We start from the raw sequence: 24,345 nt of genomic DNA, 5'->3' as shown, positions 1-24,345 counted from the left end.
CACGGGTTCGAGTCCCGTTGGGCGTGCCAATTTTCCCGGCACATTGTTACCGACAGAAAACACAAAATAGTATCGTTTGATGCATTGTGTTTTTCGCGAATATATCGATAAGTTCCTGATTCTACTTTTCGATTTTCCGGATGTTGATCATGCTCGCCTGCTTCAAAACCCGCACAATGACTAGGACCGACCTTGCCACCGCGATCAGCTGGGCGGCTCGGGAAGGGTGGAACCCTGGCGATGATGATCTGGACGCATTTCACGCCGTTGACCCCGACGGCTTTTTCATCCGGGAGGATCAGGACAGGAACCCGGTCTCGGTGATATCGGCCGTCCGTTATGGCGATAGTTTCGGGTTCATCGGATTTTACATCTGCCATCCGGATCATCGTGGCAGTGGCCATGGCTGGGCCATCTGGCAGCACGCAATGACCTTTCTCGACCGACGTACGATCGGCCTTGATGGTGTGATCGACCAGCAGGCCAATTATGCAAAATCGGGTTTCGAGTTCGCCCATCGCAATATTCGCAATGAGGGGATCTCGCAGGTTGACACTCCGGTTGACCCGCGTATTTCACCACTCGGACGAGGACTGCTTCCATCCCTGCGCGCCTATGATGACGGGTTCTTTCCAGAGCCGCGGCATCGCTTTCTCGAAGGCTGGGCCAGCCCCGGACACCCGACCCGCCGGGGATTCGCGTTTGTTGAGGACGGGACCATAACCGGCTACGGCGTCATCCGAAAATGCTCCGAAGGCTACAAGATCGGACCGCTTTTTGCCGAGACCGAACAGGCCGCTGACATTCTTTTCCGGGCTCTGGCCGGACAGGTAGAGGGGCAAACAGTCATTCTGGATACCCCTGAACCGAATGCACCAGCGCTGGCGCTGGCGGAGCGTTATGAACTATCACCAAGCTTCGAGACCGCACGCATGTACCGGGGCAACGCCCCTACCTTGCCTCTGGAACGCATTTTCGGCATCACGACATTCGAACTTGGCTGAAAGCTCACATCCAAATTCCTGGTCTGGAGCAAACAATCCGGGCCGGGAAACGGCTAGCCGGCAAGGTCAAAAATCATCATCACGTATGCTGCAAACAAGGCGAGATGCACGACGCCTTGCAAATAGTTGGTGCGGGGGCTGGCGAAGGTCAGCAAACTGATAAACAGCGTTAAGACGAGAAGAGTAATGTCCGGAATGTCGAGACCAAGTTCAATCCTCTGCCCCGTCACCCACCCGATGATCAGGACAGCCGGCACTGTCAGGCCTATCGTCGCCACCGCGGACCCAAGGCAGATATTGACAGCCCTTTGCAGCATATCGTCGCGCGCCGCTTGAACCGCACTCATTCCCTCGGGCATCAAAATCAGAGCTGCCACAAGAAAACCGCTGAGTTCGACAGGAGCTCCGACTCCGGCAATTCCGAAATCGACATAAAGCGCCAGTTTTTTGGACAGCAAGATGATAGGCAGCAGCGCCGCAATCAACCCAACGACATGAAACGGCAGGCTACGCACCACAACATCATGATGATCTCCTCCGTCTTTCACCCCCGGCTGCTTGAAAATATCACTGTGCGTGCGCGTCTGGATTGCCAGGAACACGCCGTAAAGTACCATCGACATCAAGATGTCGAAACCGGCCTGCAGCGGTGACAACTGACCACCCGGCGCCGATTGAGTGACCCTTGGAAGGACGAGCGCAAAAATGGCCAATGGCACAAGCACTGAGAGGAACGCATTGGCCCCCATCAGATTGTAGTCCTGGTTTTTGTGCCGCAGTCCGCCCAGCAACAGACACAAACCGACCAGTCCGGTCAGAACAATCATGACGACAGAAAACATGGTGTCCCGCGCCATGGTCGGACTGGCATCACCCGCAAGCATCACAGCGGAAATCAGGGCCACTTCAATACCGATGACGGCTAGGGTCAGAATAAGGGTTCCGTAAGGCTCTCCAAGCAAAGTGGCAAGGCATTCCGCATGTCTCACAACTGCAAATGCGCACCACGACATGACGCAGAACAAGATCAACAGCGCCAGACCCGACCCCGCCAAACCGATATCAGCGGGATAGATCAGGCTTCCGAAGGCCATGAACAGGCCAAACAGCCCAAAACCGGCAATCGACGCAAATTCCGATCTCAAAATTGGCACGCGCCCGTCCCTTTCATTTCCACACCATGCTTGCCTTGACACTGCGGTAAGCGAGCACCGCACCGGCCAAATCTTCAAGAGCAGCGCCAACCGACTTGAAGAGCGTTATCTCGACGGGAGCCGTTCGCCCAGGGTGGCTACCGCGGGTGAGGTTGTATAAATCTGCCAAAATGCGCTCCGGCGTTAAAACTCCGGATTTAAGAGGCTGTACGATATCTCCCCCCTCCTTGCAGCAACCCTCTCTGGTATCCACAAAAACGCGTCCGCGGCAAACGGCCTCGTCATCGCTTTCGCGCATGTCCGGCCTGAAGGCCCCAACCAGATCGAGATGGGTTCCGGGCTTCAACCAGGCCCCTTTGATCAAAGGGTCTATGGACAGGGTCGCAGCAGAAATAATGTCGGCTGTCGCACAAGCCTCTTCGAGATTGTCGGCAACCTCGACTGAAAGGCCGTATTCGGCTTTTGCTCTGTCAGCCACTCCTTGCGCTTTGTCATGGGACCTCCCCCAGACCTTCACCGAGCGGATCGGTCGAACTGCCGCATGAGCCCCGATCAAATTCGAGGCTAAGCGCCCGGTCCCTGCCACAAGCAATTCGGAGCTCTCCTCACGGGCCAGATATTTTGCTGCGAGAGCCGACGCTGCCGCTGTTCTGCGCGCGGTCAACTCACCTCCGTCAATGAGAGCCAGTGCCGCACCGGTCCTTGCATCCGACAAGAGATAGGAGGCGGAAACGGCAGCAAGTCCGCGGTCTGCATTTCCCGGTACGACATGCGCGATCTTGACCCCGGAATAGCGTCCGGGAACCCATGCAGGCATCAACAGGAGTGTCGCGTCGGGCTCGCCGGGTACCTTTATGTCATGGTGATGGCGCACCGGCATGTCGCAGCCGGTTCGAAACATGTCCTCCAAGGCCGCAATCAGGGCCGGAAACGGCAGAGCTTCCTTTGTTTCAGCTTCGGACAGCAACAGCATGCGATGGCAGTCTCCCGATTACATCCGCCCGACAAAAAACCGGCGCTCATAGAACGCCGGTCCGCTGATTTGCCGGGCATCCGCGTATCAGATCGCCAGATACTCCTGCCGCAACTCTGCATTGTCGAGCACTTCCTGAGCCGTACCGTCAAACACCACTTCACCCATGTCAAGAATGACAGCACGATCTGCCAGATGAAGTGCTGCAATTGCGTTTTGCTCGACGATGATCGTGGTGATACCAAGCTCCTTGACGCCTTCAAGAATACGTTCGATTTCCTGAACTATGACCGGCGCCAGACCCTCATATGGCTCATCAAGCAGCAGAAGCTTGATGTCGCGGGCCAGCACCCGCGCCACCGCCAGCATTTGTTGCTCGCCACCCGACATGGTGACGGCATCCTGAGCGCGGCGCTCGGCAAGACGCGGGAAATGATCGTAAATCCGCTCGATCGACCAGCCTTTCGGCTCCGCAATCTGGGAGAGTTCCAGATTTTCCTGAACTGTCAAACCCTGAATGATGCGCCGGTCTTCCGGCACCAAACCGACTCCGTTGCAGGCCGCTTCATAGCTTTTCATTTGATGCAGGGGCTTGTGATCCAGCCAGATTTCACCATGGGTGAGCTGCGGGTCGTCCATTCGCGCAATACAGCGCAATGTGGACGTCTTGCCAGCCCCGTTCCGGCCGAGCAACGCCAGGATTTCGCCCTCGCGAATGTCGAACTTCACGCCCTGAACGATATAGCTCTCGCCATAGTAACCGTGCAGATCCCAGGCGGAGAAGAATGCCGGGGCGCCGCCGCGCGCGGTTTTCGGGGGAACAGCCGGTGCGGAGCGCCCTTCGAACTGATCTTCCAGAATGCTCATAGATGCGCTCCTCCAAGATAGGCTTCCTGTACCCGCGGGTCGCCCTTGATGTCTTCAGGCTTGCCCTCGGCGATGATCGTGCCTTGAGCCAGTACCGTGACCTTCTTCGCCAGAGAGAACACCACATGCATGTCGTGCTCGATGATCACCTTGGTGATCCCCCGGTCACCGATCCGCTGCAGAAGGTCGATGGTGTTGTTGGTGTCCGCCCGCGACATTCCGGCGGTCGGCTCATCGAGCAACAGCAGCTTGGGGTCTTGCGACAGGCACATGGCCAATTCCAGCCGCCGCTTGTCGCCACGCGACAAGCTGCCTGCAAGCATGTCCTTCTTGTCCGCCAGATTGACGTCCTCCAGCATGTGCAGCGCCTTGTCGCGGATTTCCATATCCTCATCGACACGGCGGAACGCATGCAGGGCGAAATCACCGTCGCGTTTGGCCAGTGCCGGGATCATGATGTTCTCGAGCAATGTGAGATCCGCGAAGATTTCCGGAGTCTGAAACACCCGCGACACCCCGACCTGGTTGATTTCGTGCGGCTTCTTGCCGGTCAGCGGGATATCGCCAAACATCACCGTGCCGGTATCGGGCACAAGGCGCCCGATCATGCAGTTCAGGAAGGTGGACTTGCCCGCCCCGTTGGGTCCGATGATCGCGTGCACCGTTCCCTGTTCAACAGAGAAGTTCACATTATTGAGTGCTTTCAGGCCGCCGAACGACTTGTTGACACCTTCAACGCGCAAGATTTCCATATGTTTCGTGTCCTTACTCTGCCGGTGCGGGAGCGGATTGCTTAGAGCCGCGGACTGGTTTCTTGCGGGAAAACAGCCTGCCGATCCGCTCGAAACCTTCCATGATGCCGCCGGGCAGGAAGATGACGATCAGCATAAACATCAGGCCAAGGGTCAGATGCCAGCCCTTGCCGATAAACGGATGGATGACGAAGACCAGCGTATCGGCAACAAATGCCGGAAGGGTCGAGAACCAGTCATACAGAATGGTGTCGTTGATCTTGGAGAAGATGTTCTCGCAATATTTGATGAAACCGGCCCCAAGCACCGGACCGACCAGCGTCCCGGCACCGCCGAGAATGGTCATCAAAACGACCTCACCGGAGGCGGTCCACTGCATGCGCTCGGCCCCGGCCAAAGGGTCCATCGCCACCATCAGGCCACCGGCCAGCCCCGCATACATGCCGGAGATGACAAAGGCTGCCAACGTGTAGGGCCGCGAGTTCAAGCCGGTAAAATTCATCCGGTTCTGGTTGGATTTGACCGCCCGCAGCATCATACCGAAAGGAGAGCGGAAGATCCGGATTGCGATGTAAAAGGCGATCATCATGATCACGGCACACAGATAGTATCCGGCATTGAAAGTGAACAACCAGCCTCCCAGCGACAGTTCAAAGCTCTCACGCATGGGAATGCCGAAGAAGTTGGCCAGCGGGATCGACCCTTCCGGCGTCTGGCTGACGCCAAGGATGCGCGGATCATCAAGGGCGAGCTGCAAGCCGGTTTCCCCGTTGGTGATCGGGGTCAGAACCGAATAGGCGAGAGAGAAGGACATCTGCGCGAAGGCGAGTGTCAGGATCGAGAAGTAGATCCCTGACCGCCTCAGCGAGATATATCCGACCAGCAGCGAAAACAGTCCGGCAAAGATCACCGAGATGATGATTGCAGGCAGCACGTTCATGGTCAGGAGCTTCATCATCCAGACCCCGGCATAGGACCCGACGCCCAGAAAGGCGGCATGGCCAAAGCTCAGATATCCGGTCAAGCCGAACAGGATGTTGAAGCCGATGGCGAAGATCCCGAAGATCAGGAAGCGCTGCATCAGGTCCGGATAGCCAGCATTGAACTGTGCCAGGTCCGAACTTTCCGGGAACGGGTTCAGCAGGAAGGGGGCAAACGCCACCAGAAGAAGAACCAGCAGAAAAATGGACGTGTCTTTTTTGTCGAGACCCAACATTGCTCAGCTCTCCATGACGCCCTTGCGGCCCATCAATCCCCGCGGACGGGTCAGCAGAATGACGATGGCAACGAGGTAGATGATGATTTGGTTGATGCCCGGCAGGATGGCGACGACCTGGGCCATGGACGCAAAGCTCTCCAGGATACCGAGAACAAAGCCCGCCAGAACCGCGCCGCCAAGCGAACCCATGCCGCCAACAACCACCACGACGAAGCTGAGAACCAGAAAGTCCATGCCCATGTGATAGTTGGGGGAGTTGATCGGCGCATACATGACGCCTGCCAGCCCTGCCACAACGGCTGCAAGCGCGAACATGACCGTGAAACGCTTGTCGATATTGATGCCGAGCAGGCCGACGGTCTGCCGGTCGGCCATGCCGGCCCGGACCACCATGCCGAATGTGGTGAACTGCAGGAAGGCGAAGACGCCGCCGATGATCACGGCCGAAAACAGGAAGTACACGATCCGCCAGTACGGATAGATGATGACATTCGGATCCATGCCGATGATCGCGCCGAAATCAAAGCTGCCGGAAAACACGTCCGGCGCCGGTGTCGGGATTGGGTTTGCCCCGAAGAACAGCTTGATGATCTCCTGAAGCACGATCGCCAGCCCGAAGGTCACCAGGATCTGATCCGCATGGGGACGCTTGTAGAAATACTTGATCAGTCCGCGTTCCATCGCCAGACCAATGATCGCCATGACCGGAATGGTGAAAAGAATCGCCAGCGGCACCGACCAGTCGATGATCGCCGAACCGACATTCTGTCCGAACCAGGCCTCGACATAGGGTGTTTCCACCTTGAGCGGATTTCCCAGGAAATCCGTCCGGCTCGGATCGATGCTGGTGTAAGACAGCGACAGTATCCGGGACAGGATCACGGCACAGAACGCCCCGATCATGAACAGCGCCCCATGCGCAAAGTTCACGACACCGAGCGTCCCGAAGATGAGTGTCAGGCCCAGGGCAATCAGCGCATAGGCCGACCCCTTGTCGAGACCGTTCAAGATTTGAAGAAATATCGCGTCCATAGCTCTCAGCTCGGATCATGAGCGCGAAAGCCTGTGCCCCCCGCGCGTCCAATTAAAAGAAAGGCAGGGCAACTCACGCTGCCCTGCCCGGTATTTTCGGTCAGGCGCCCGGATTGCATGTACCCAGCGCGCCGCCCGCAAACTGCGGATGATCGGGTGCATAGGTGACCTGCTCGACCGGGGTGACCTCCACGATCTCCAGAAGGTCGAAGTCGGAGGTCGGGTTTTCCTTCCCCTTCACGACCAGAACGTCCTTGAAGCACTGATGGTCGTCGGCACGGTAGAGGGTTTTGCCATTGCCCAGACCATCGAACTCGTAGCCCTCCAGAGCCGCAACAACACCGCAGGGATTGAAGGTTCCGGCACGCTCGACGGCATCCGCATAAAGCAGAGCCTGAACGTAGCAGGTGTGGGCTGCCTGACTCGGCGGGAAGCCGTATTTCTCTCCGAAGGAGCGTACAAAGGCCTTTGAGCCTTCGTCCTGCAACGTCCAGTGCCAGTTTGTGGAGCCGAAAATGCCCTTGACGTTTTCGCCTGCCCCCTTCGCCATCAGGCGCGAGTAGAGCGGAACGACAATCACGAAGTCCTTGCCGTTCACGACCTTGTCGCGCAGGCCGAACTGGACCGCATTGGTCAGCGAGTTGACCATGTTGCCGCCATAATGGTTCAGAACCAGCACATCGGCATCAGACTGGAGAACCGGCGTGATGTAGGCGGAGAAGTCGGTCGCGGCGAGCGGGGTCTTGACGGTTTCAACTGTTTCCCAGCCCATGGCCTCGGTCGATTCCCGCACCGCCTGTTCCGTGGTGTAGCCCCAGTTGTAATCGGCCGTCAGGTGGTAGGCCTTGCGGTCATCGCCATAGGCATTCTTCAACACCGGAGCAAGCGCTGCCCCCGACATGTAGGAATTGAAGAAATGCCGGAAGCCGTTGGCCCGCTTGTCCTTGCCGGTCGTATCGTTGGAGTGCGTCAGGCCGGACATGAAGATGCAACCGGCTTCCTGACACAGAGCCTGAACGGCCACTGCAACACCGGAGGACGATCCGCCGGTAATCATGATCGCACCGTCTTTCTCGATCATGGATTTCGCCGACGCACGCGCTGCATCGGACTTGGTCTGGGTGTCGCCCGTAACATACTCGACCTTCTTGCCGAGGATGCCGTTCCCTTTGAGTGCCTTGGATGAGAAGGTGTTCATCATGCCGCCATCACCCTCACCATTGAGGTGTTCAACAGCGAGTTGATACGCGCGCAGTTCGTCGGCACCCTCGTCCGCGTAGGGACCGGTCTGCGGAACGTTGAAGCCGAGCGTCACGGTCGAGCCGGTTGGCTCGTTGAGATAACTCTGCGACCAGGCACGGCTGGTGAAAATCGTCGGAGTTGCCAGCAAAGCGCCGCCAGCTGCGCCTGCGCGCAGGATCGAACGACGGCTAAGCGGTTTGTGTATCAGGGTCATACTTTCCTCCCAGAAAGGCCCAAAAGCCTGATGATGACTGCCCGAATGCAGTCAGCCGGCAAACCCCGCGCATTTTCCCCGACCGATTTGACGGTCCCTCTGCGCTGGGGCAGCCAAGCTTTGGAGACTGTAGAAAAGCCCGTTTATTTGCCGCAATACGACTATCGGCGCGGTACTGCTGCGCATTTTTGGGAATTGCATGTATATGAGCAGATAATTACGTAAACGTAATGTATATTTTGCCGCAGCGCAAAAATTTAATTATCTTTAACATTTCAGCAGGATGGCTTTTGCCTATTTGCAATGCACATAAATTCGCTGACGAAGCTTTGTGCATTTTCCCGAGACACCCTGTTAGCCGAAAGTTATAGGTGGGAAACACCCGCTTTTGTTGCGGCAGAAGCTGCAACCAGCCTAAGTATTGAAATAGATACGCATTCCCCCTTAGGCCAATGAACCAATTGCGTTTTTTTGAACATGTGCCTTTGGTCGAAACGCACCGCCTCGCCCCCACGGCCGCCCGCAAGATTCGGAGACACCTGATGCATGAAGTCACCACCATCGAGCAACTGGAGGCGCTGTACGGCACACCGGGCCAGGCGTCCCTGACCAAGGAATTGGACCATCTGACTCCTGCCTACCGGAAGATCATCGAGCACGCGCCGTTTTGCGCCCTGGCGACTGCCGGGCCGGAAGGGCTGGACTGCTCACCGCGCGGCGATGCCGGGACTTGCGTGGTGATTGAGAACGAGAAGACGCTGCTGATGCCGGACCGGCGCGGCAACAACCGGATCGACTCCCTCAGGAACATTGTGCGCGATCCGCGGGTGGCCCTGATGTTTCTGATCCCGGGCGTGAACAGCGCCCTCCGGGTCAATGGAACGGCTACGATCAGCATCGACCCGGAGCTGCTTGCGCGTTTGGAGATGAAAGGCCATCCGCCCCGCTCCGTCGTCCGGGTCACGATCGATGCGGTCTATTTCCAGTGCGCCCGCGCCCTGATGCGCGCGCAACTCTGGGACCCTTCGGTTCAGCACGACCCGAAAAAACTGCCGTCCCCCGGCATGATCATGCAGGAGATCGCCGCTGATTTCGACGGCAAGACCTATGACCGGGAATGGCCCGAGCGGGCTGCCAAAACAATGTGGTAACCGCGTTCCATGTCCTCCCGCCCAATTATTTTGACCGGCTGCTCCGGAGCCGGCAAGTCCAGCACACTGGCAGAACTTGCCTGCGCCGGGTATCAGACGCTCCCGGAAGCCGGTCGCCGCGTCGTCGAGACCGAACTTGCCTCTGGCGGTGAGGCGCTGCCTTGGAAAAACCCGCTGCAATTCGTTGAAAAAGCCGTTGAGACTTGCCTCAATGATCTCTCCTGCCTCGACCTCACGGGCGGGACATCGTTTACGGACAGATCACTGATCGACCTGATCGCCTTTCTGGTTCGCTCAGGCATAACTGTCCCCGGCAGGCTTGAACGGCTTCTGGATGAGAACCACTATTCGACGACGGCTTTCATCTATGCGCCTTGGCCACACATCTATAAAACAGACATGGAACGCCGCCACGACTTTGATGAGGCAAGGCGCGAATATGAGCACTTGATTGAGTTCTACGGCAGCCTTGGTTTCAACCTCGTTCAGGTTCCACAAGCCCCGATAGAGGCAAGAGTTCGATTCATTCTAGATTTTTGCGGGCACTCCGGACATTTGACCTGAAGGCCCTGATCCCCATATCCACGAATACCCCCTGATCAGAAGGACAGACAAGCGTGTCAACAAATCCCCTCCTCGCCGACTGGTCCACGCCCTTTGAGTTGCCGCCATTTGCACACATCAGTCCGGAGCATTTTGAACCGGCCTTCGACGCGGCCATGAAGGATGCCCGCACGGAGATAGAGGCCATCGCGAACAACGCGGACGCGCCAAGTTTTCAAAACACCATCGTAGCGATGGAAACATCGGGCAAGGCCCTGACAAAAGTGGCGCGCACATTCTTCAACCTGACCGGCGCGCACACCAGCCCGGAACTGCAGGAAATCGAGCGCAACATCACGCCGCGACTTGCCCGGCATTCATCCGAAACACTTCTGAATACCAAACTGTTTGACCGGATCGCTGCTCTATGGGCGCAAAAGGACGACCTGGGCCTTGATGCAGAGCAGACCCGGGTTCTGGAACGCTATCACACGATGTTCCAGCGTGCGGGAGCGGGTCTTGATGCCGCACACAAGACCCGGATGGCCGAGATCTCGCAGGAGCTTGCCAAGCTCGGGACCACATTCGCGCAAAATGTCCTGAAAGACGAGGCCGACTATCAGCTCGTTCTGGAAACGGAAGAAGACTGCGCCGGATTGCCCGACTTTCTTATGGCCGCCGCCGCAGAAGCGGCGAGAGAGCGCGGACTTGACGGCAAGCATGTGATCACACTGTCCCGGTCCTCGATCGAACCGTTCCTGCAGTTCTCCTCAAACCGGGCCCGGCGCGAGGAAGCATTCAAGGCCTGGGCCAGCCGGGGTGAAAATGGAGGCGGCACGGATAACCGCGGCCTTGTGGCAAAAACGCTGAACTTGCGAAGCGAAAAGGCAAAGCTGCTCGGTTTCAACTCGTTTGCCGAATTCAAGCTTGACGACACCATGGCAAAGACGCCGCTTGCCGTGGAAGAACTCTTGATGAATGTCTGGACGCCCGCTATTGCACGTGCCCGCGAAGAAGAGGCCGATCTGGCAGATCTTGCCCGGCGCGAAGGCAGCAATGCGGCGATTGCCCCCTGGGACTGGCGCTACTACTCGGAAAAGGTTCGCAAGGAAAAGCACAATCTCGACGAGACCGAGCTGAAGCCCTATTTGCAGCTCGACCGGATGATCGAGGCGGCCTTTGACACGGCCCATAAATTATTCGGTCTGAATTTCCGGGAAATCGAGGGGCTGGAGCTCTATCATCCGGATGTGCGCGCCTTCGAGGTCACCGACAGCCAGGGCAAACATGTTGCGCTGTTCCTGGGCGATTATTTTGCCCGCAGTTCCAAGCGTTCGGGTGCGTGGATGAGCGGTTTCCGGTCCCAGCACAGACTGGATGGCGAGGTCGCCCCGATCATCGTCAATGTCATGAACTTCTCCAAAGGCGCGCCCGGCGAGGCCTCTCTGCTGACGTTTGACGATGCCCGCACCCTGTTCCACGAGTTCGGACATGCGCTTCATGGCATGCTGTCGAATGTCACATATCCAATGATTTCAGGCGCCAATGTTGCGCGCGATTTTGTCGAGCTCCCCTCCCAGCTCTATGAGCACTGGCTGTCACAGCCTGAAGTCCTGTCCCGCTTTGCCGTCCACTACAAGACGGGCGAGCCGATGCCGAAAGAACTGCTCGACAAACTGCTGGCAGCGGAAAATTTCAACCAGGGCTTTGCAACGGTCGAATACACCGCAACGGCGCTGATGGACATGAAGCTGCATCAGCTGTCAGATCCATCGGACCTGGACGTGATCGCCTTCGAGGCAAAAACGCTCGAGGAGATCGGGATGCCGGATGCGATCATCATGCGCCACCGCGTGCCCCATCTGGCTCATGCCTTTGCAGGCGACGGCTATTCGGCAGGCTATTACAGCTACATGTGGTCGGAGGTCATGGACGCGGACGCATTCGGCGCCTTTGAGGAAGCTGGCGACATCTTTCACCCGGAAACGGCCAAACGTCTCCATGACAACATTTATTCGGCTGGCGGACTGCCCGATCCGGAAGAGGCCTATACCGCCTTCCGCGGGCGTGCTCCGAAGATCGATTCTCTGCTTGAACGGCGCGGGCTGGCGTCCTAAGCCACAAGGGCCGGGATATTCCGGCCCTTTTCCCTCTGGTGACGGACATGAGCGACCCCATCCCCCCTGCCATTCAGTCTCCCACATCCGCAATACTCCGGTTTTCCCTGATCCTTGGCGGCGTTTCCGGTGCCTGCGGCGTGACCCTGATGGCACTGGCAGCCCATCTGGACACGACCGGCCTGTTGTCCACAGCCGCTCAGATGTTGCTTTTCCACGCACCCGTCATCATTGGATTGGGAGTGCTGACCCAAGTGCGGCGTGCCCCGTTCGCGCCAATTGCAATCCTGCTGCTAGTCGCCGGACTTGGCCTTTTCAGCGGAGATCTCGCAAGTCGTGCCCTGACGGATCAGCGGCTTTTCGCCAATTCCGCACCGACAGGCGGCATGCTTTTGATTGCCGGATGGCTCGCCACTGCCCTTTCCGCCTTAAGGTTAAAGGAAAGATAGATCTTTTTTGTGCAGGGATCAGGCGCTAGAAGGTGATCGAAAAACAATCAAGGAACCTTCTTTTGTCTGTTTCGTCTGATGTTTCTGCCGAATGTCAGGACTTTGTCCCGCCTTATCCCTTTCGCCACGAAACAATGCCGCCCGTCTGGAAGCTGGTTGGACTTGCCAAGCGCAATTTCCTGTCGATCTGGGGAGCAGACGACTTTCAGGGCCGATTGCGCTCCAAGAAGGTGATGTCCCGTGAGCTTGTGATCTGCAACCGGCCCGACGTTGTGCGGGAGGCATTTCAGACAAATCATGCCAGCTTGCAACGCAAGAGCCCGCAGATGCGCCATGCTTTGGAACCGCTGATCGGCGACGGCCTGTTTGTCAGCGATACCGAAACATGGACGAAACGGCGGAAGGTTGTCGCACCGATCATTCACGGTTCCCGCGTCCCCGGGTTCGCGCCGATCATGGTGGAGACCATTGAGGAAACGCGCGACCACTGGCTGGCAAAAGGCCGAGGCGCCGAAGTCGACGCCCTTGCGGATATGGCGCATTTGACAGCCGAAATCATTTGCCGGACGATTTTCGGCCGCACGCTGGGCAAGAACTATGCCGGCGAAGTTGTCGAGGGGTTCACCGATTACCAGCGTCACATTGATCAGATCGACCTGATCTCGATGCTCGGACTGCCCGAATGGCTGCCGCGATACCGCAACGGTGCAATCCGAAAGTCCGTGAAACGCATCCTTTCCGTGTTGGACAAGATCATCGACAGCTACAGCGAGCAAAAACAGTCCGGAGAGACTTCGGTCATCGGCGGACTGCTTGAGGCGCGCGACGACGACGGGAACCCGCTCAGCCGGGAAGCCATCCGCAATGAGGCTGCCGTGATCTTCATGGCAGGCCATGAGACGACTGCCAACACGCTGGCATGGGCCTGGTATCTTTTGTCCCAGTCGCCCCGGATTGCACAAAAGCTTCAAGCCGAAGTCGATCAGGTTCTCGGCGGCCGCACCGCGACATTCGCGGATGTCCGGTCCCTGCCCTACACCAAAGCCGTGGTCGAGGAGACGCTGAGGCTTTACCCGCCCGTGCCGATCCTGGCCCGCGAAGCGATGGAAGACACGACCATCGGCAAAAAGACGTTTGCCAAGGGATCACTCGTCATGGTCGTTCCCTGGCTGATGCATCGCAATCCGGTTTTGTGGCACAAGCCCGATGTTTTTCTGCCCGAGCGGTTCCTCAATCCCAAGTCCAAAAAGCCGAACAAATATGGCTATGTGCCGTTCAGCATCGGTCCACGCATCTGCGCAGGTCTGCAATTCGGGATGACCGAGGCAATCCTGAGTCTCGCCATTCTCGCACGCACTTTCGAGCTGAAACTCAAGCCCGGGACGGACGTGCAACCGGTCGCCCGTCTGACCCTTCGTCCAGGCGAAACCTTGCCGATGACACTCCATCCACGCGCCGCATGACACGGTGTACCCGAACAGGGGTTCATTGGATAAACCCCTGTTCAATAGATATCGGTCGACGCCTTAGCCGATCAATCGCTCGGCATGCCAGGCCACGTGATCCCAGCCAAAGGTCGAGACGAAATTGTAGGAGTGATCGTAGCCCTCCTGCATGCGGAAGCTTGAGGGTGTGCGCGTCTCGGCAAGTGCGGCCGCGAGGCTCTCCGGCTTCAAAAGATCCAGAAACTGGTCATTGGTGCCCTGATCAATCAGGACATCGGAGGACCATCCCTTGTCCTTCAACAGTTTGGTGGCGTCATGTATCGACCAGAGGACTTCCTCCTTGCCGAAATATGCGAGGAACTGTTTGCGGCCCCAATCCGATTCCGACGGATTGGCGATCGGAGCAAAGGCCGATAGCGACCGGTACAGATCCGGATACTTCATTGCCAATGTCAGTGCGCCGTGCCCACCCATTGAGTGGCCGGTGATCCCGTGACAATCGGAAACCGGGAATTCCTCAAGAACCAGATCGCGCAGCTCCTTGACGATATAGTCTTCCATCCGGAAGTGTTTTGCCCAAGGTTCTTCAGTTGCATTGACGTAAAAGCCCGCACCCTGCCCCAAGTCGTATGCCTCGTCATTGGCGGCCGCCTCTCCCCGGGGGCTGGTATCGGGAAACACCAGCGCCAGACCGAATTCGGCCGCATGCGCCTGAAGGCCTGCCTTGGTCATTGCGTTTTCATGGGTGCATGTCAGCCCGGATAGATACCAGAGGCACGGGACGGGACCGTCCTTGGCCTGCGGCGGCAGATAGACTGCGAAGGTCATGTCGCAAGAACAGACGCTGGAGGCATGGTGGTAAACACCCTGAACGCCATCAAAGGCGCGCGACTCCGAAACGGTTTCCATCACAATTTCCTCTTGGACTCTTGGATCAATGAAACCTGACAGGCGAACGGCCCGGCCGCCGGCTCAGGGCATGAGCAGGCAACAGGGCCGTGGCATCAGGTCAGGGCCGGAATCAGTAGACCACAACCGAACGGATCGATTCGCCTGCATGCATCAGGTCGAACCCCTTGTTGATGTCCTCAAGCGGCATGGTGTGGGTGATCATCGGATCGATCTCGATCTTGCCTTCCAGATACCAGTCGACGATTTTTGGAACATCTGTACGCCCGCGCGCGCCGCCAAATGCGGTCCCCTTCCAGACACGGCCCGTGACCAGCTGGAACGGCCGGGTGGCGATCTCCGCCCCGGCGGGTGCAACACCGATGATGATGGATTCGCCCCAGCCCTTGTGGGCCGATTCCAGCGCCGTGCGCATCACCTGAACATTGCCGGTGGCGTCAAACGTATAGTCGCCGCCACCGCCGGTCAGGTTGACGAGATAGGGAACCAGATCGCCCTCGACTTCAGAGGGGTTGACGAAATGGGTCATGCCGAAGCGTTCCGCCATTTCCTTCTTGGCCGGGTTGAGGTCGACACCGACAATCATGTCGGCACCCGCAAGCCGCAGCCCCTGAATGACGTTAAGGCCGATGCCGCCCAGACCAAAAACGATGGCCTTGGATCCGATCTCCACCTTTGCCGTATTGATCACGGCGCCAATGCCGGTCGTGACGCCGCAACCGATGTAGCAGACCTTGTCGAACGGTGCGTCCGGATTGATCTTGGCCAGCGCGATTTCAGGGACTACCGTATAATTGGCGAAAGTCGACGTTCCCATGTAGTGCAGGATCGGGTCGCCATCGAGTGTGGTGAACCGCGAAGACCCGTCCGGCATCAAACCCTGCCCCTGGGTCGAGCGGATTGCCTGGCAAAGATTGGTTTTCGGATTGAGGCAATATTCGCAATTGCGGCATTCGGGCGTGTAAAGCGGGATCACGTGATCGCCCGGCTTCAAGGTTGTCACACCCTTGCCGACTTCCACGACAACACCGGCCCCTTCGTGACCCAAAATGGCCGGAAACAGGCCTTCGGGGTCTGCACCTGAGAGGGTAAATTCGTCCGTATGACAGATCCCTGTCGCCTTGACCTCAACGAGAACTTCAAAGGCGCGCGGACCTTCCAGTCTGACCGTTGTCACCTCAAGGGGCTTGCCAGCACCCACGGCGACCGCTGCACGTACTTCCATCTGTCGGGGCTCCCATCATTCTTGAAAATCAAAGATAAAACAATATCTCGAAGGTGATTGATATATGGGACGCGACCGGGTGGAAACCCCGCAAAATACGTCAGGGATCACCGCAGAAACGTCTCTTGGTTTTGTAATTCTATCAGGGCTGAACAAGGCCATTGCCCCGGCTCCTGTCCACTGGTTTGCATCATGTCGCATTTAAGCAAGCAAGCGACTGAAAACCGGTAGGCATTTGAAGGCCTAATCGTGATGATGCCCGCAACTGGATGGGGCAGGCTGTCTTGATTTCGAGACACAACGCCCTTTACCCAAGGATAGCATGAAAAAGATCGGCTGCGCTTTGGCGTGGAAGATCAGCCTCTGGACGGTCGGAAGAGCTGCTCAATGAAGCGATATTCCTTTCTGGAACTGGCGAAAAACGCCTTTTCCGCGCACAAGAACTGGGGCCGCCAATGGCGCGCACCCGAGCCCAAGCCGGAATATGACATCGTCATTGTCGGCGCAGGCGGGCATGGCCTCGGCACGGCTTACTATCTTGCCAAGGAACATGGCCTCAAGAACATCGCGGTCATCGAAAAGGGATGGCTCGGTGGCGGCAACACCGGCCGGAACACGACCATTGTGCGCTCAAACTATCTTTGGGAAGAAAGTGCGGCGCTTTACAACCATTCGATCAATCTCTGGCAAGGCCTATCCCAGGACCTGAACTACAACGTCATGTATTCCCAGCGCGGGGTCATGATGCTGGCGCACACGGTTCACGACATCCAGGTGTTCAAACGCCACGTCCATGCCAACCGGCTGGCCGGCGTCCAGAACGAATGGCTGACGCCCGAGCAGGCCAAGGAATACTGCCCGCCGCTCAATATCTCGAAGAACATCCGCTATCCGGTGGTCGGTGCCGCGCTGCAACGCGTCGGAGGCACCGCGCGCCATGATGCGGTTGCCTGGGGCTATGCCCGGGCTGCCGACGACCTCGGCGTCGATATCATCCAGAACTGCGCCGTGACCGGTATTCGGCGCAAAGCGGACGGGTCCGTCGAAGGCGTTGACACCCAGAAAGGCTTTATCAAGGCCAAGAAGGTCGGCATCGTCGCCGCCGGGCACACGTCCGTTCTGATGGAAATGGCCGGTGTGCGCATGCCGCTGGAATCGAACCCGTTGCAGGCCCTTGTCTCCGAACCTGTCAAACCGGCCTTCCCTTGCGTGGTCATGTCCAACACCATCCACGCCTACATCTCCCAGTCGGACAAGGGCGAGCTGGTGATCGGGGCCGGTACGGACCAGTTCGTTTCCTACAGCCAGACCGGCGGCATCCATATCACCAACCACACGATCGACGCGATCTGCGAACTGTTCCCGATGTTCCGGCGCATGCGGATGTTGCGCAACTGGGGTGGAATCGTGGATGTGACGCCCGACCGCTCGCCGATCATCGCCAAGACGCCGGTTCCCGGGCTCTATGTCAATTGCGGCTGGGGCACCGGTGGCTTCAAGGCAACGCCCGGGTCCGCGAACGTCTTTGCACACACGATCGCCAAGGACGAGCCGCACAGAATTAACGCCCCCTTCACACTGGAGCGGTTCCGCACCGGGCGTTTGATCGATGAAGCGGCCGCCGCCGCCGTGGCACACTAAAGGGGTTTATGATGCTATTGATCTATTGCCCGTATTGCGGCGTCGAACGCCCTGAAACGGAATTCAGCTGCCGGGGTGAAGCGCATGTTGCCCGCCCGATGGACCCCTCTGCCACCACCGACGAGGAGTGGGAGGAGTACCTCTATCTGCGGACCAATACGAAGGGTGTCTACGCGGAACGCTGGCGCCATATCCACGGCTGCGGACGGTTCTTCAATGCCGTGCGCGAAACCGTAAGCGACAAATTCCTGAAAGTTTACAAGACCGGGGAACCCAAGCCGGATCTTCACCAGATTGCCAAGGAGGCCGGTAAATGAGCCAGCCATTCCGTACGGAAAAAGGCGGCCGCATTGATCGCGGCAAGAAACACTCCTTCACATTCGACAGCGAGCGTCTGGACGGGCACACCGGGGATACCCTCGCCTCGGCCCTGTTGGCCAACGGCATTCATCTCGTGGGGCGTTCGTTCAAGTATCACCGTCCGCGCGGCATCCTCACCGCCGGATCGGAAGAACCGAATGCGCTTGTCGGCGTCTACCGGCAGGGCGACCAGACGCCGAACCTGCGCGCAACCCAGGTCGAACTTTACGAGGGCCTGAAAGCGATCAGCCAGAACCGCTTTCCCTCGCTTTCATTCGATGTTGGTGCCGTCAATGACCTGATGTCGCCCCTGTTTCCGGCCGGCTTCTACTACAAGACCTTCATGTGGCCGAAAGCATTCTGGGACCGGGTCTACGAGCCGATCATCCGCTCCGCCGCAGGACTCGGGAAGCCGCCCAAGAACCCGGATCACGACATATACGCCAATCTCTATGCCCATTGCGATGTGCTGGTGGTAGGTTCCGGTCCAGCTGGTCTTGCAGCTGCGCTTGCCGCTGCCGAATCCGGCGCACGGGTCATTTTGTGTGACGAGCAGGCGGAATTCGGCGGCTCGCTTCTGTCGGAAGCCAACGCCACCATCGACGGCAAACCGGCATCGCAGTGGGTTGCGGATACGATTACGGCCCTGGACGCCAGGGACAACGTGACCCTACTGCCGCGCACGACCGCCTTCGGTTACTTCGCGCAGAATTTTGTCGCGCTTGCCGAACGGGTGACCGAACACCTGAGCGACCCGGATCCCAAATTGCCGCGCGAGCGGCTGTGGCAGGTCCGCGCTAAAGAAGTCGTCATTGCCGCCGGTGCCATCGAGCGCCCGATGGTGTTCCCGGAAAACGACCGTCCGGGCATTCTGGTCGCCGATGCGGGCCGGACCTATCTCAACCGCTACGGCGTCAAGGTCGGCCACAAGGTTCTGGTGACCACGGCCTGCGACACGGCATGGCAGGCAGCCTTTGATCTGGCCGACCATGGCACACAAATCGTCGCGATTGCCGACATGCGGCCAAACCCGCCGGAAAACCTCAAGGCAATTGCAGAAGCACGCGGCATCCGGGTGGAAGCGGCCTGCGTCGTCACCGGCACCAAGGGACGCCGCAGAGTATCCGGTGCCCTCCTTGGCCGTTTGTCGCCCAATGGGGCTGTCAGCCCTGCCGGGGATGTGACCTGTGATGCAATCCTGATGTCCGGCGGCTGGACCCCGACGGTGAGCCTCTACTCGCAATCGCGTGGCAAGGTCGTTTGGAACGAGGAGCTGGGCGCATTCATTCCGGGTGTTCACGTCCAGAACGAACGCTCTGCGGGTGCTTGCCGCGGTCTCTACGGTTTGAGCGAAACCCTTGCCGACGGCTATGCCGCAGGCGAGGATGCCGCAAAGGCTGCCACCGGCAAGACCGCCAAGGTGACCTATGCATCGGCTTCCGGTGCTGAAGCCGGAACCGGCGGAACGCTTGGTGATCTGCCGCACGACCGGAACGCCTCCAAGGTCAAGGCTTTCGTCGACTACCAGAACGACGTCACCGCCAAGGACGTAAAGCTGGCGGTTCGCGAAGGCATGCATTCGATCGAGCACATCAAGCGCTACACCACCACAGGCATGGCGACCGATCAGGGCCGTCTGTCGAACATGAACGCGCTGCAGATCGCCTCGGCCTCGCTTGGCAAGCCGCTGACCTCGGTTGGACTGACAACCTTCCGCCAGCCATTTACGCCGACGACCTTCGGCACATTCGCAAACACATCGCGCGGCGACTTCTTCGACCCGGTCCGCAAGACACCGTCCCATGACTGGGCAACGGCCAAAGGAGCTGCCTTTGAGGATGTCGGACAGTGGAAACGGGCATGGTACTTCCCGAAATCCGGCGAAGACATGCATGCCGCTGTTGCCCGTGAATGCGCGACCGTGCGCGAAAGCGTCGGTCTGTTCGATGCCTCCACACTCGGCAAGATCGAGGTCGTCGGGCCGGATGCGGCCGAATTCCTGGAGCGGATGTACACCAATCCCTGGAAGAAACTTGCGCCGGGCCGCTGCCGCTACGGCTTGATGCTGAACGATGCCGGTTTCATCATTGACGACGGCGTCGTCGGACGCATGGCCGAAGACCGTTTCCACGTCACGACCACGACAGGCGGTGCTGCAAGCGTCTTTGCGTCCATGGAAGACTATCTGCAGACCGAATGGCCGGACCTCGACGTCTGGATCACCTCGACAACGGAAGAATTTGCGGTTGCAGCCGTTCAAGGGCCAAAAGCCCGCGAGGTTGTCGCACCGTTCGTTGAAGGCATCGACCTGTCCCCGGACGCCTTCCCGCATATGAGTGTCGCCACCGGCACATTCTGCGGCGTTCCCTGCCGTCTGTTCCGGATTTCGTTCACCGGTGAACTCGGCTTCGAAATCAACGTCCCGCGCCGCCACGGCAAGATGGTCTGGGAAACGCTGGCGAAGGAAATCGAGAAGCACAATGGCGTGCCCTATGGCACTGAAACCATGCACGTCCTGCGCGCCGACAAGGGCTATATCATCGTCGGTCAGGAAACCGACGGAACGGTCACGCCCGATGATGTCGGGATGAACTGGGCCATCGGCAAGAAGAAAGCCGACTTTGTCGGCAAGCGCGGTCTGGCTCGCCCGGATCTGGTGGCCGAGGGCCGCAAGCAACTCGTGGGCCTGCTGACCAAGGACCCGAAAGTGGTGCTGGAAGAAGGCGCGCAGGTGACCAAGCTTGCCGACCCGCCGGTCGGAACGCCTGCGGAAGGCCATGTCACCTCGTCTTACCACAGCCCGGCCGCCGGCCGTTCCATCGCCATGGCAATCGTCAAGAACGGCCGCGCCTTGATGGGCGAGACCCTGAACATCCCGATGCCGGACGGCGCCATCCCGGTCGAAGTTGTCGAGCCGGTATTCTTTGACAAGGAAGGAACGCGGCTCAATGGCTGATCACCTGACGTCCACGATCTACGCGCCTGACGAGACCAAGGACGCCCTGCTGGCGCTTGACACCGTGTCGATCCGGCTGGCGGCTCCTGTCACGCGGCTATCCTTCCGTGGCCGGGAAGCTGCACGGGATATTGCCGGAAAGGCCTTTGGTGCAGACCTGCCCGTGACCGCGCTGACTGCAAGCGTGACAGACACAAGGGTCGCTCAATGGCTGGGCCCGGATGAGTGGACGCTGCTTGCACCGGAAACTGATCTGAAGCCCGTCTGGGATGCGCTTGAAACGGCCCTTGCCGATCATCCGCATGCGTTGGTCGACATTTCAGACCGTCAGCTGGCGATCATCGTCTCGGGCAGCAAGGCCGAATGGCTCATGAACTCCGGTCTTCCGATCGACCTGCACGAAAGCGCGCTTCCGGTCGGAACAATCACACGCACCCTGTTCCACAAGGTGCCGGTCGTTCTCTGGCGCACGGGCAAGGACACCTTTGTCATCGAAGCCTGGGTCTCCTTCATGGAGTATGTCTCCGGACTTCTGGTACAATCAGCCGAGGAGCTGAAGGCGGCCTAGTCTGACAGGCGCTCCGCCCGGCACAAAACACAGGAAAAGACGGCGCGGGAAACCTGCGCCGTTTTTCTTTTCTCTCCGTCCTGTGACAGATCGCGCATTTTTTATGGTTCAAAGCACGATAAAAGTAAGCTTAGCCCTTGCCGTTTCGCCGCACTAACGCACAAATATGCTCATGCTGAAGATCGGGTCCTACAACATTCAAAAGAGCATCGGTCTGGACGGACGGCGGCGCCCTGACAGGATCCTGACGGTCCTGTCCGAGATGGATTGCGACATCATCGCACTTCAGGAAGCCGACAAGCGCTTTGGGCCCCGCGAGACGACCATCAGTCCGGAACTCATTGCCGAAATGACCGACTACAAGGCAGTTCCGCTGGCGACGCGGGAAGCCAGCATCGGGTGGCATGGCAACGCCATTCTTGTTCGCAACACGGTCAGCATTCTCGATTTCAAGCGCCTTGAATTGCCGACACTTGAAGCACGCGGCGCGGTCATGGCGGATCTGAAGTTCAAGGGTTCTCTCGTCCGTGTTGCCGCGATGCATTTGAGCGTAGTCGGCACCTATCGCAAGCGCCAGATCGCATCGGTCATGGCACAGCTTCACGGTCACCCCTATGATTTGCCAACCGTGCTGGTGGGCGATCTTAACGAATGGTGGGACACGGCCCAAAGCCTGAAACTGCTGGAAACCAAGTATCACGTGACAACACCCGGGCGCAGTTTTCCCTCGCCGCTGCCGGTCGCGAGCCTTGACCGGATCATCACAAGCCCGGAGTTCCGTGTGCTCGATTCCGGCGTACACCGGTCAGGCACGTCCCGGATAGCCTCGGATCACCTGCCGGTCTGGGCGCGCATGCGCCTCGAGCATGCCCGGCACGCCCGCCCCAAAACGGTACCAGAACTGGACGAAGCGGTGCTTCTCCACACATAGTCGGCGCGCATCCATATTGCCAAAGGCCGTTGGTTTTGAACCATTGGAGGTCGGTCGCCTTCTACCCACAGCCGACCCGGCAGGGTATGCTAAGGAAAAGCAATTCTTGGAGATACCGGAAGACGATGGGGGATTTTGCTGACAGTTTCATACTGGCCGGACAGCTCCTTTTGAGTGCCGATCCGGCCTTGGCTGAAATCGTCCTTTTATCCATCAAGGTGACCCTGACCGCTCTCTTTATGTCTGTGCTGATTGGTCTGCCGCTCGGTGCCTTGCTTGCGGTCGCCCGCTTTCCGGGGCGGACTGCCCTGACAGTCATCGCCAATGCACTGATGGGCCTGCCGCCGGTTGTTGTCGGGCTGCTTGTCTACATGATGCTGTCAAATGCCGGCCCGCTCGGCGTCCTGCAGCTGCTCTACACACCGGCTGCGATGATCATCGCCCAGTCGGTTCTGATCGTTCCGATCATCATAGCGCTCACACGTCAGGTGATTGCCGACTTGAACCGCGATTACGAAGAAACCTTCCGGTCCCTCGTGGTTCCTGCGCACAAGGTCATGCTCGCACTGGTCTGGGATGCGCGGTTCTCGCTTCTAACGGTCATGCTTGCAGGTTTCGGCAGGGCCATCGCCGAAGTGGGCGCGGTCATGATTGTGGGCGGCAACATCAATCACGTGACCCGGGTCATGACGACCGCAATCGCCCTTGAAACCTCCAAGGGCGAGCTGGCACTGGCCCTCGCACTCGGGCTCGTTCTCCTGTTGATCGCTCTTTCGGTAAACGCAGCCGTCTCCCTGCTGCGCAACGTGGAGGGAAAGACGGTTCATGCCTGAAATCCTCCCGTTCCCCCAGCGCCCGTCCCGGGAAAAGCGCACTGCGCACTCGCCAATGGTGCTGGAAGTCCGGGACCTTGCCTACCGCTCCGAATGCGCCACGATTTTGGCGGGGCTGAACCTCACCTTGCAAACAGATGCCCTCACCGTGCTGCTGGGACCGAACGGTGCGGGCAAAAGCGTGTTTCTCCGCCTCTTGCACGGTTTGTTGCGCCCGACATCCGGGGCGATCCTGTGGAATGGCATGCCTCCGGGCGAAGCGGTGCGCAAGGAGCAGGCCCTCGTGTTTCAAAAGCCCGTCCTGCTGCGGCGGTCGGTCAAGGCAAACCTGAAGTTTGCACTCGGCTTGCGCGGAGGCCGCAACCGGCGGGAACGATTGCACCTTGCGCTGGAGCAGGCAGGCTTGACGGACATGGCCGACCGCTCGGCCCATGTCCTGTCCGGCGGCGAGCAACAGCGCCTGGCCCTGGCACGCGCCCTGATCCTGGAGCCGAAGGTTCTTTTTCTGGATGAACCAACCGCCAACCTGGACCCGGCCTCCACCTTCATGATCGAACAGACCGTCGGTCAGGTGCGCAGGCAGGGGATGAAAATCATTCTCGTCACGCACGACTTGAACCAGGCGCGGCGTCTGGGTGAAGAAGTGGTCTTCCTTCACAAGGGACGTCTGCTGGAGCATGATCCGGCAGACCGTTTTTTCCGCAAGGCCGAAACGCCAGAGGCGCGTGCCTATCTGGCTGGCGACATTCTCATCTAGGGT

At 58.7% G+C, this 24,345-nt stretch carries 22 protein-coding genes; 13 read left to right on the top strand and 9 right to left on the bottom strand.

The window, feature by feature from the left end:
* Window positions 1-176 precede the first annotated feature (176 nt).
* Window positions 177-1,004 (top strand): GNAT family N-acetyltransferase, encoded by an 828-nt coding sequence (locus E1297_RS20265; RefSeq protein WP_244327822.1) that lies wholly within the window; start codon window positions 177-179, stop codon window positions 1,002-1,004.
* Window positions 1,005-1,057: 53 nt separating this feature from the next.
* Here E1297_RS20265 and E1297_RS20260 read toward each other — a convergent pair whose 3' ends face one another.
* From E1297_RS20260 to E1297_RS20230, 7 genes are all read right to left on the bottom strand, one after another.
* Entirely contained in the window at window positions 1,058-2,158 is a 1,101-nt protein-coding gene (locus E1297_RS20260; protein ID WP_368669625.1) for a calcium:proton antiporter, read from the bottom strand.
* Window positions 2,159-2,171: 13 nt separating this feature from the next.
* A complete protein-coding gene (locus E1297_RS20255; RefSeq protein WP_155141636.1) occupies window positions 2,172-3,131 on the bottom strand; it encodes an ornithine cyclodeaminase family protein in 960 nt (319 codons plus the stop codon).
* Between the two features lie 87 nt (window positions 3,132-3,218).
* Complete coding sequence (locus E1297_RS20250; protein ID WP_155141634.1) at window positions 3,219-3,998, bottom strand: ABC transporter ATP-binding protein; 780 nt, start codon at window positions 3,996-3,998, stop codon at window positions 3,219-3,221.
* Window positions 3,995-4,750: an ABC transporter ATP-binding protein gene (locus E1297_RS20245; protein ID WP_155141632.1), complete on the bottom strand. Its 756-nt coding sequence runs from the start codon at window positions 4,748-4,750 to the stop codon at window positions 3,995-3,997. Before E1297_RS20245 ends, E1297_RS20250 begins: the two co-directional genes overlap by 4 nt.
* Before the next feature lie 13 nt (window positions 4,751-4,763).
* The gene (locus tag E1297_RS20240; RefSeq protein ID WP_155141630.1) at window positions 4,764-5,966 is read right to left on the bottom strand and encodes a branched-chain amino acid ABC transporter permease; all 1,203 of its coding nucleotides are present in this window, start codon (window positions 5,964-5,966) and stop codon (window positions 4,764-4,766) included.
* 3 nt (window positions 5,967-5,969) lie between these two features.
* Window positions 5,970-7,001: a branched-chain amino acid ABC transporter permease gene (locus E1297_RS20235; RefSeq protein WP_155141628.1), complete on the bottom strand. Its 1,032-nt coding sequence runs from the start codon at window positions 6,999-7,001 to the stop codon at window positions 5,970-5,972.
* A 100-nt stretch (window positions 7,002-7,101) separates the two neighbouring features.
* On the bottom strand, window positions 7,102-8,457 hold the full coding sequence (locus E1297_RS20230; RefSeq protein WP_155141626.1) for a substrate-binding protein: 1,356 nt from the start codon (window positions 8,455-8,457) through the stop codon (window positions 7,102-7,104).
* 542 nt (window positions 8,458-8,999) lie between these two features.
* Between E1297_RS20230 and E1297_RS20225 the strand changes: the two genes are divergently transcribed.
* The 5 genes from E1297_RS20225 (at window position 9,000) to E1297_RS20205 (ending at window position 14,180) form a co-directional block, all read left to right on the top strand.
* Window positions 9,000-9,608: a pyridoxamine 5'-phosphate oxidase family protein gene (locus tag E1297_RS20225; RefSeq protein ID WP_155141625.1), complete on the top strand. Its 609-nt coding sequence runs from the start codon at window positions 9,000-9,002 to the stop codon at window positions 9,606-9,608.
* Between the two features lie 9 nt (window positions 9,609-9,617).
* The gene (locus tag E1297_RS20220) at window positions 9,618-10,172 is read left to right on the top strand and encodes an AAA family ATPase (RefSeq protein ID WP_155141623.1); all 555 of its coding nucleotides are present in this window, start codon (window positions 9,618-9,620) and stop codon (window positions 10,170-10,172) included.
* A gap of 53 nt (window positions 10,173-10,225) precedes the next feature.
* Window positions 10,226-12,268, top strand: coding sequence for a M3 family metallopeptidase (locus tag E1297_RS20215; protein ID WP_368669624.1), 2,043 nt, complete (start codon window positions 10,226-10,228; stop codon window positions 12,266-12,268).
* Window positions 12,269-12,315: 47 nt separating this feature from the next.
* Complete coding sequence (locus tag E1297_RS20210) at window positions 12,316-12,717, top strand: DUF423 domain-containing protein (protein WP_155141621.1); 402 nt, start codon at window positions 12,316-12,318, stop codon at window positions 12,715-12,717.
* 62 nt (window positions 12,718-12,779) lie between these two features.
* Entirely contained in the window at window positions 12,780-14,180 is a 1,401-nt protein-coding gene (locus E1297_RS20205) for a cytochrome P450 (RefSeq protein WP_209015886.1), read from the top strand.
* A gap of 63 nt (window positions 14,181-14,243) precedes the next feature.
* Here E1297_RS20205 and fghA read toward each other — a convergent pair whose 3' ends face one another.
* On the bottom strand, window positions 14,244-15,071 hold the full coding sequence (fghA, locus tag E1297_RS20200; RefSeq protein ID WP_155141619.1) for an S-formylglutathione hydrolase: 828 nt from the start codon (window positions 15,069-15,071) through the stop codon (window positions 14,244-14,246).
* A 112-nt stretch (window positions 15,072-15,183) separates the two neighbouring features.
* Entirely contained in the window at window positions 15,184-16,296 is a 1,113-nt protein-coding gene (locus E1297_RS20195; protein ID WP_155141617.1) for an S-(hydroxymethyl)glutathione dehydrogenase/class III alcohol dehydrogenase, read from the bottom strand.
* A gap of 387 nt (window positions 16,297-16,683) precedes the next feature.
* On the opposite strand from E1297_RS20195, the gene E1297_RS20190 reads away from it, so the two are divergent.
* The 7 genes from E1297_RS20190 to E1297_RS20160 all read left to right on the top strand — a co-directional run bounded on the left by E1297_RS20190 (window position 16,684) and on the right by E1297_RS20160 (window position 24,342).
* On the top strand, window positions 16,684-17,937 hold the full coding sequence (locus tag E1297_RS20190) for a sarcosine oxidase subunit beta family protein (protein ID WP_155141615.1): 1,254 nt from the start codon (window positions 16,684-16,686) through the stop codon (window positions 17,935-17,937).
* Window positions 17,938-17,948: 11 nt separating this feature from the next.
* Window positions 17,949-18,254 (top strand): sarcosine oxidase subunit delta, encoded by a 306-nt coding sequence (locus E1297_RS20185; protein WP_155141642.1) that lies wholly within the window; start codon window positions 17,949-17,951, stop codon window positions 18,252-18,254.
* Window positions 18,251-21,253: a sarcosine oxidase subunit alpha family protein gene (locus tag E1297_RS20180; protein ID WP_155141613.1), complete on the top strand. Its 3,003-nt coding sequence runs from the start codon at window positions 18,251-18,253 to the stop codon at window positions 21,251-21,253. Before E1297_RS20185 ends, E1297_RS20180 begins: the two co-directional genes overlap by 4 nt.
* A complete protein-coding gene (locus tag E1297_RS20175) occupies window positions 21,246-21,821 on the top strand; it encodes a sarcosine oxidase subunit gamma (protein ID WP_155141611.1) in 576 nt (191 codons plus the stop codon). Before E1297_RS20180 ends, E1297_RS20175 begins: the two co-directional genes overlap by 8 nt.
* Before the next feature lie 172 nt (window positions 21,822-21,993).
* Window positions 21,994-22,752, top strand: a complete 759-nt coding sequence (locus tag E1297_RS20170; RefSeq protein ID WP_155141609.1) for an endonuclease/exonuclease/phosphatase family protein — start codon at window positions 21,994-21,996, stop codon at window positions 22,750-22,752.
* A 125-nt stretch (window positions 22,753-22,877) separates the two neighbouring features.
* On the top strand, window positions 22,878-23,585 hold the full coding sequence (locus E1297_RS20165) for an ABC transporter permease (RefSeq protein WP_155141607.1): 708 nt from the start codon (window positions 22,878-22,880) through the stop codon (window positions 23,583-23,585).
* Window positions 23,578-24,342 carry an ATP-binding cassette domain-containing protein gene (locus tag E1297_RS20160; RefSeq protein ID WP_155141605.1) on the top strand — a complete coding sequence of 255 codons (765 nt, stop codon included), beginning with the start codon at window positions 23,578-23,580 and terminating at the stop codon, window positions 24,340-24,342. Before E1297_RS20165 ends, E1297_RS20160 begins: the two co-directional genes overlap by 8 nt.
* Window positions 24,343-24,345 lie beyond the last annotated feature (3 nt).

The sequence above is a fragment of the Roseibium sp. RKSG952 genome (genome assembly GCF_009711355.1).
This window is presented reverse-complemented; position numbering and strand designations above follow the sequence as displayed.

Excerpts from the sequence above, each read along its gene's own strand:
- E1297_RS20185 (WP_155141642.1), top strand. The coding sequence starts at position 17,949 with ATGCTATTGATCTATTGCCCGTATTGCGGCGTCGAACGCCCTGAAACG.
- E1297_RS20245 (WP_155141632.1), bottom strand. The coding sequence starts at position 4,750 with ATGGAAATCTTGCGCGTTGAAGGTGTCAACAAGTCGTTCGGCGGCCTG.
- E1297_RS20255 (WP_155141636.1), bottom strand. The coding sequence starts at position 3,131 with ATGCTGTTGCTGTCCGAAGCTGAAACAAAGGAAGCTCTGCCGTTTCCG.
- E1297_RS20170 (WP_155141609.1), top strand. The coding sequence starts at position 21,994 with ATGCTGAAGATCGGGTCCTACAACATTCAAAAGAGCATCGGTCTGGAC.
- E1297_RS20265 (WP_244327822.1), top strand. The coding sequence starts at position 177 with ATGACTAGGACCGACCTTGCCACCGCGATCAGCTGGGCGGCTCGGGAA.
- E1297_RS20195 (WP_155141617.1), bottom strand. The coding sequence starts at position 16,296 with ATGGAAGTACGTGCAGCGGTCGCCGTGGGTGCTGGCAAGCCCCTTGAG.
- E1297_RS20235 (WP_155141628.1), bottom strand. The coding sequence starts at position 7,001 with ATGGACGCGATATTTCTTCAAATCTTGAACGGTCTCGACAAGGGGTCG.
- E1297_RS20250 (WP_155141634.1), bottom strand. The coding sequence starts at position 3,998 with ATGAGCATTCTGGAAGATCAGTTCGAAGGGCGCTCCGCACCGGCTGTT.
- E1297_RS20180 (WP_155141613.1), top strand. The coding sequence starts at position 18,251 with ATGAGCCAGCCATTCCGTACGGAAAAAGGCGGCCGCATTGATCGCGGC.
- fghA (WP_155141619.1), bottom strand. The coding sequence starts at position 15,071 with ATGGAAACCGTTTCGGAGTCGCGCGCCTTTGATGGCGTTCAGGGTGTT.
- E1297_RS20190 (WP_155141615.1), top strand. The coding sequence starts at position 16,684 with ATGAAGCGATATTCCTTTCTGGAACTGGCGAAAAACGCCTTTTCCGCG.
- E1297_RS20230 (WP_155141626.1), bottom strand. The coding sequence starts at position 8,457 with ATGACCCTGATACACAAACCGCTTAGCCGTCGTTCGATCCTGCGCGCA.
- E1297_RS20165 (WP_155141607.1), top strand. The coding sequence starts at position 22,878 with ATGGGGGATTTTGCTGACAGTTTCATACTGGCCGGACAGCTCCTTTTG.
- E1297_RS20225 (WP_155141625.1), top strand. The coding sequence starts at position 9,000 with ATGCATGAAGTCACCACCATCGAGCAACTGGAGGCGCTGTACGGCACA.
- E1297_RS20175 (WP_155141611.1), top strand. The coding sequence starts at position 21,246 with ATGGCTGATCACCTGACGTCCACGATCTACGCGCCTGACGAGACCAAG.
- E1297_RS20240 (WP_155141630.1), bottom strand. The coding sequence starts at position 5,966 with ATGTTGGGTCTCGACAAAAAAGACACGTCCATTTTTCTGCTGGTTCTT.
- E1297_RS20220 (WP_155141623.1), top strand. The coding sequence starts at position 9,618 with ATGTCCTCCCGCCCAATTATTTTGACCGGCTGCTCCGGAGCCGGCAAG.
- E1297_RS20210 (WP_155141621.1), top strand. The coding sequence starts at position 12,316 with ATGAGCGACCCCATCCCCCCTGCCATTCAGTCTCCCACATCCGCAATA.
- E1297_RS20160 (WP_155141605.1), top strand. The coding sequence starts at position 23,578 with ATGCCTGAAATCCTCCCGTTCCCCCAGCGCCCGTCCCGGGAAAAGCGC.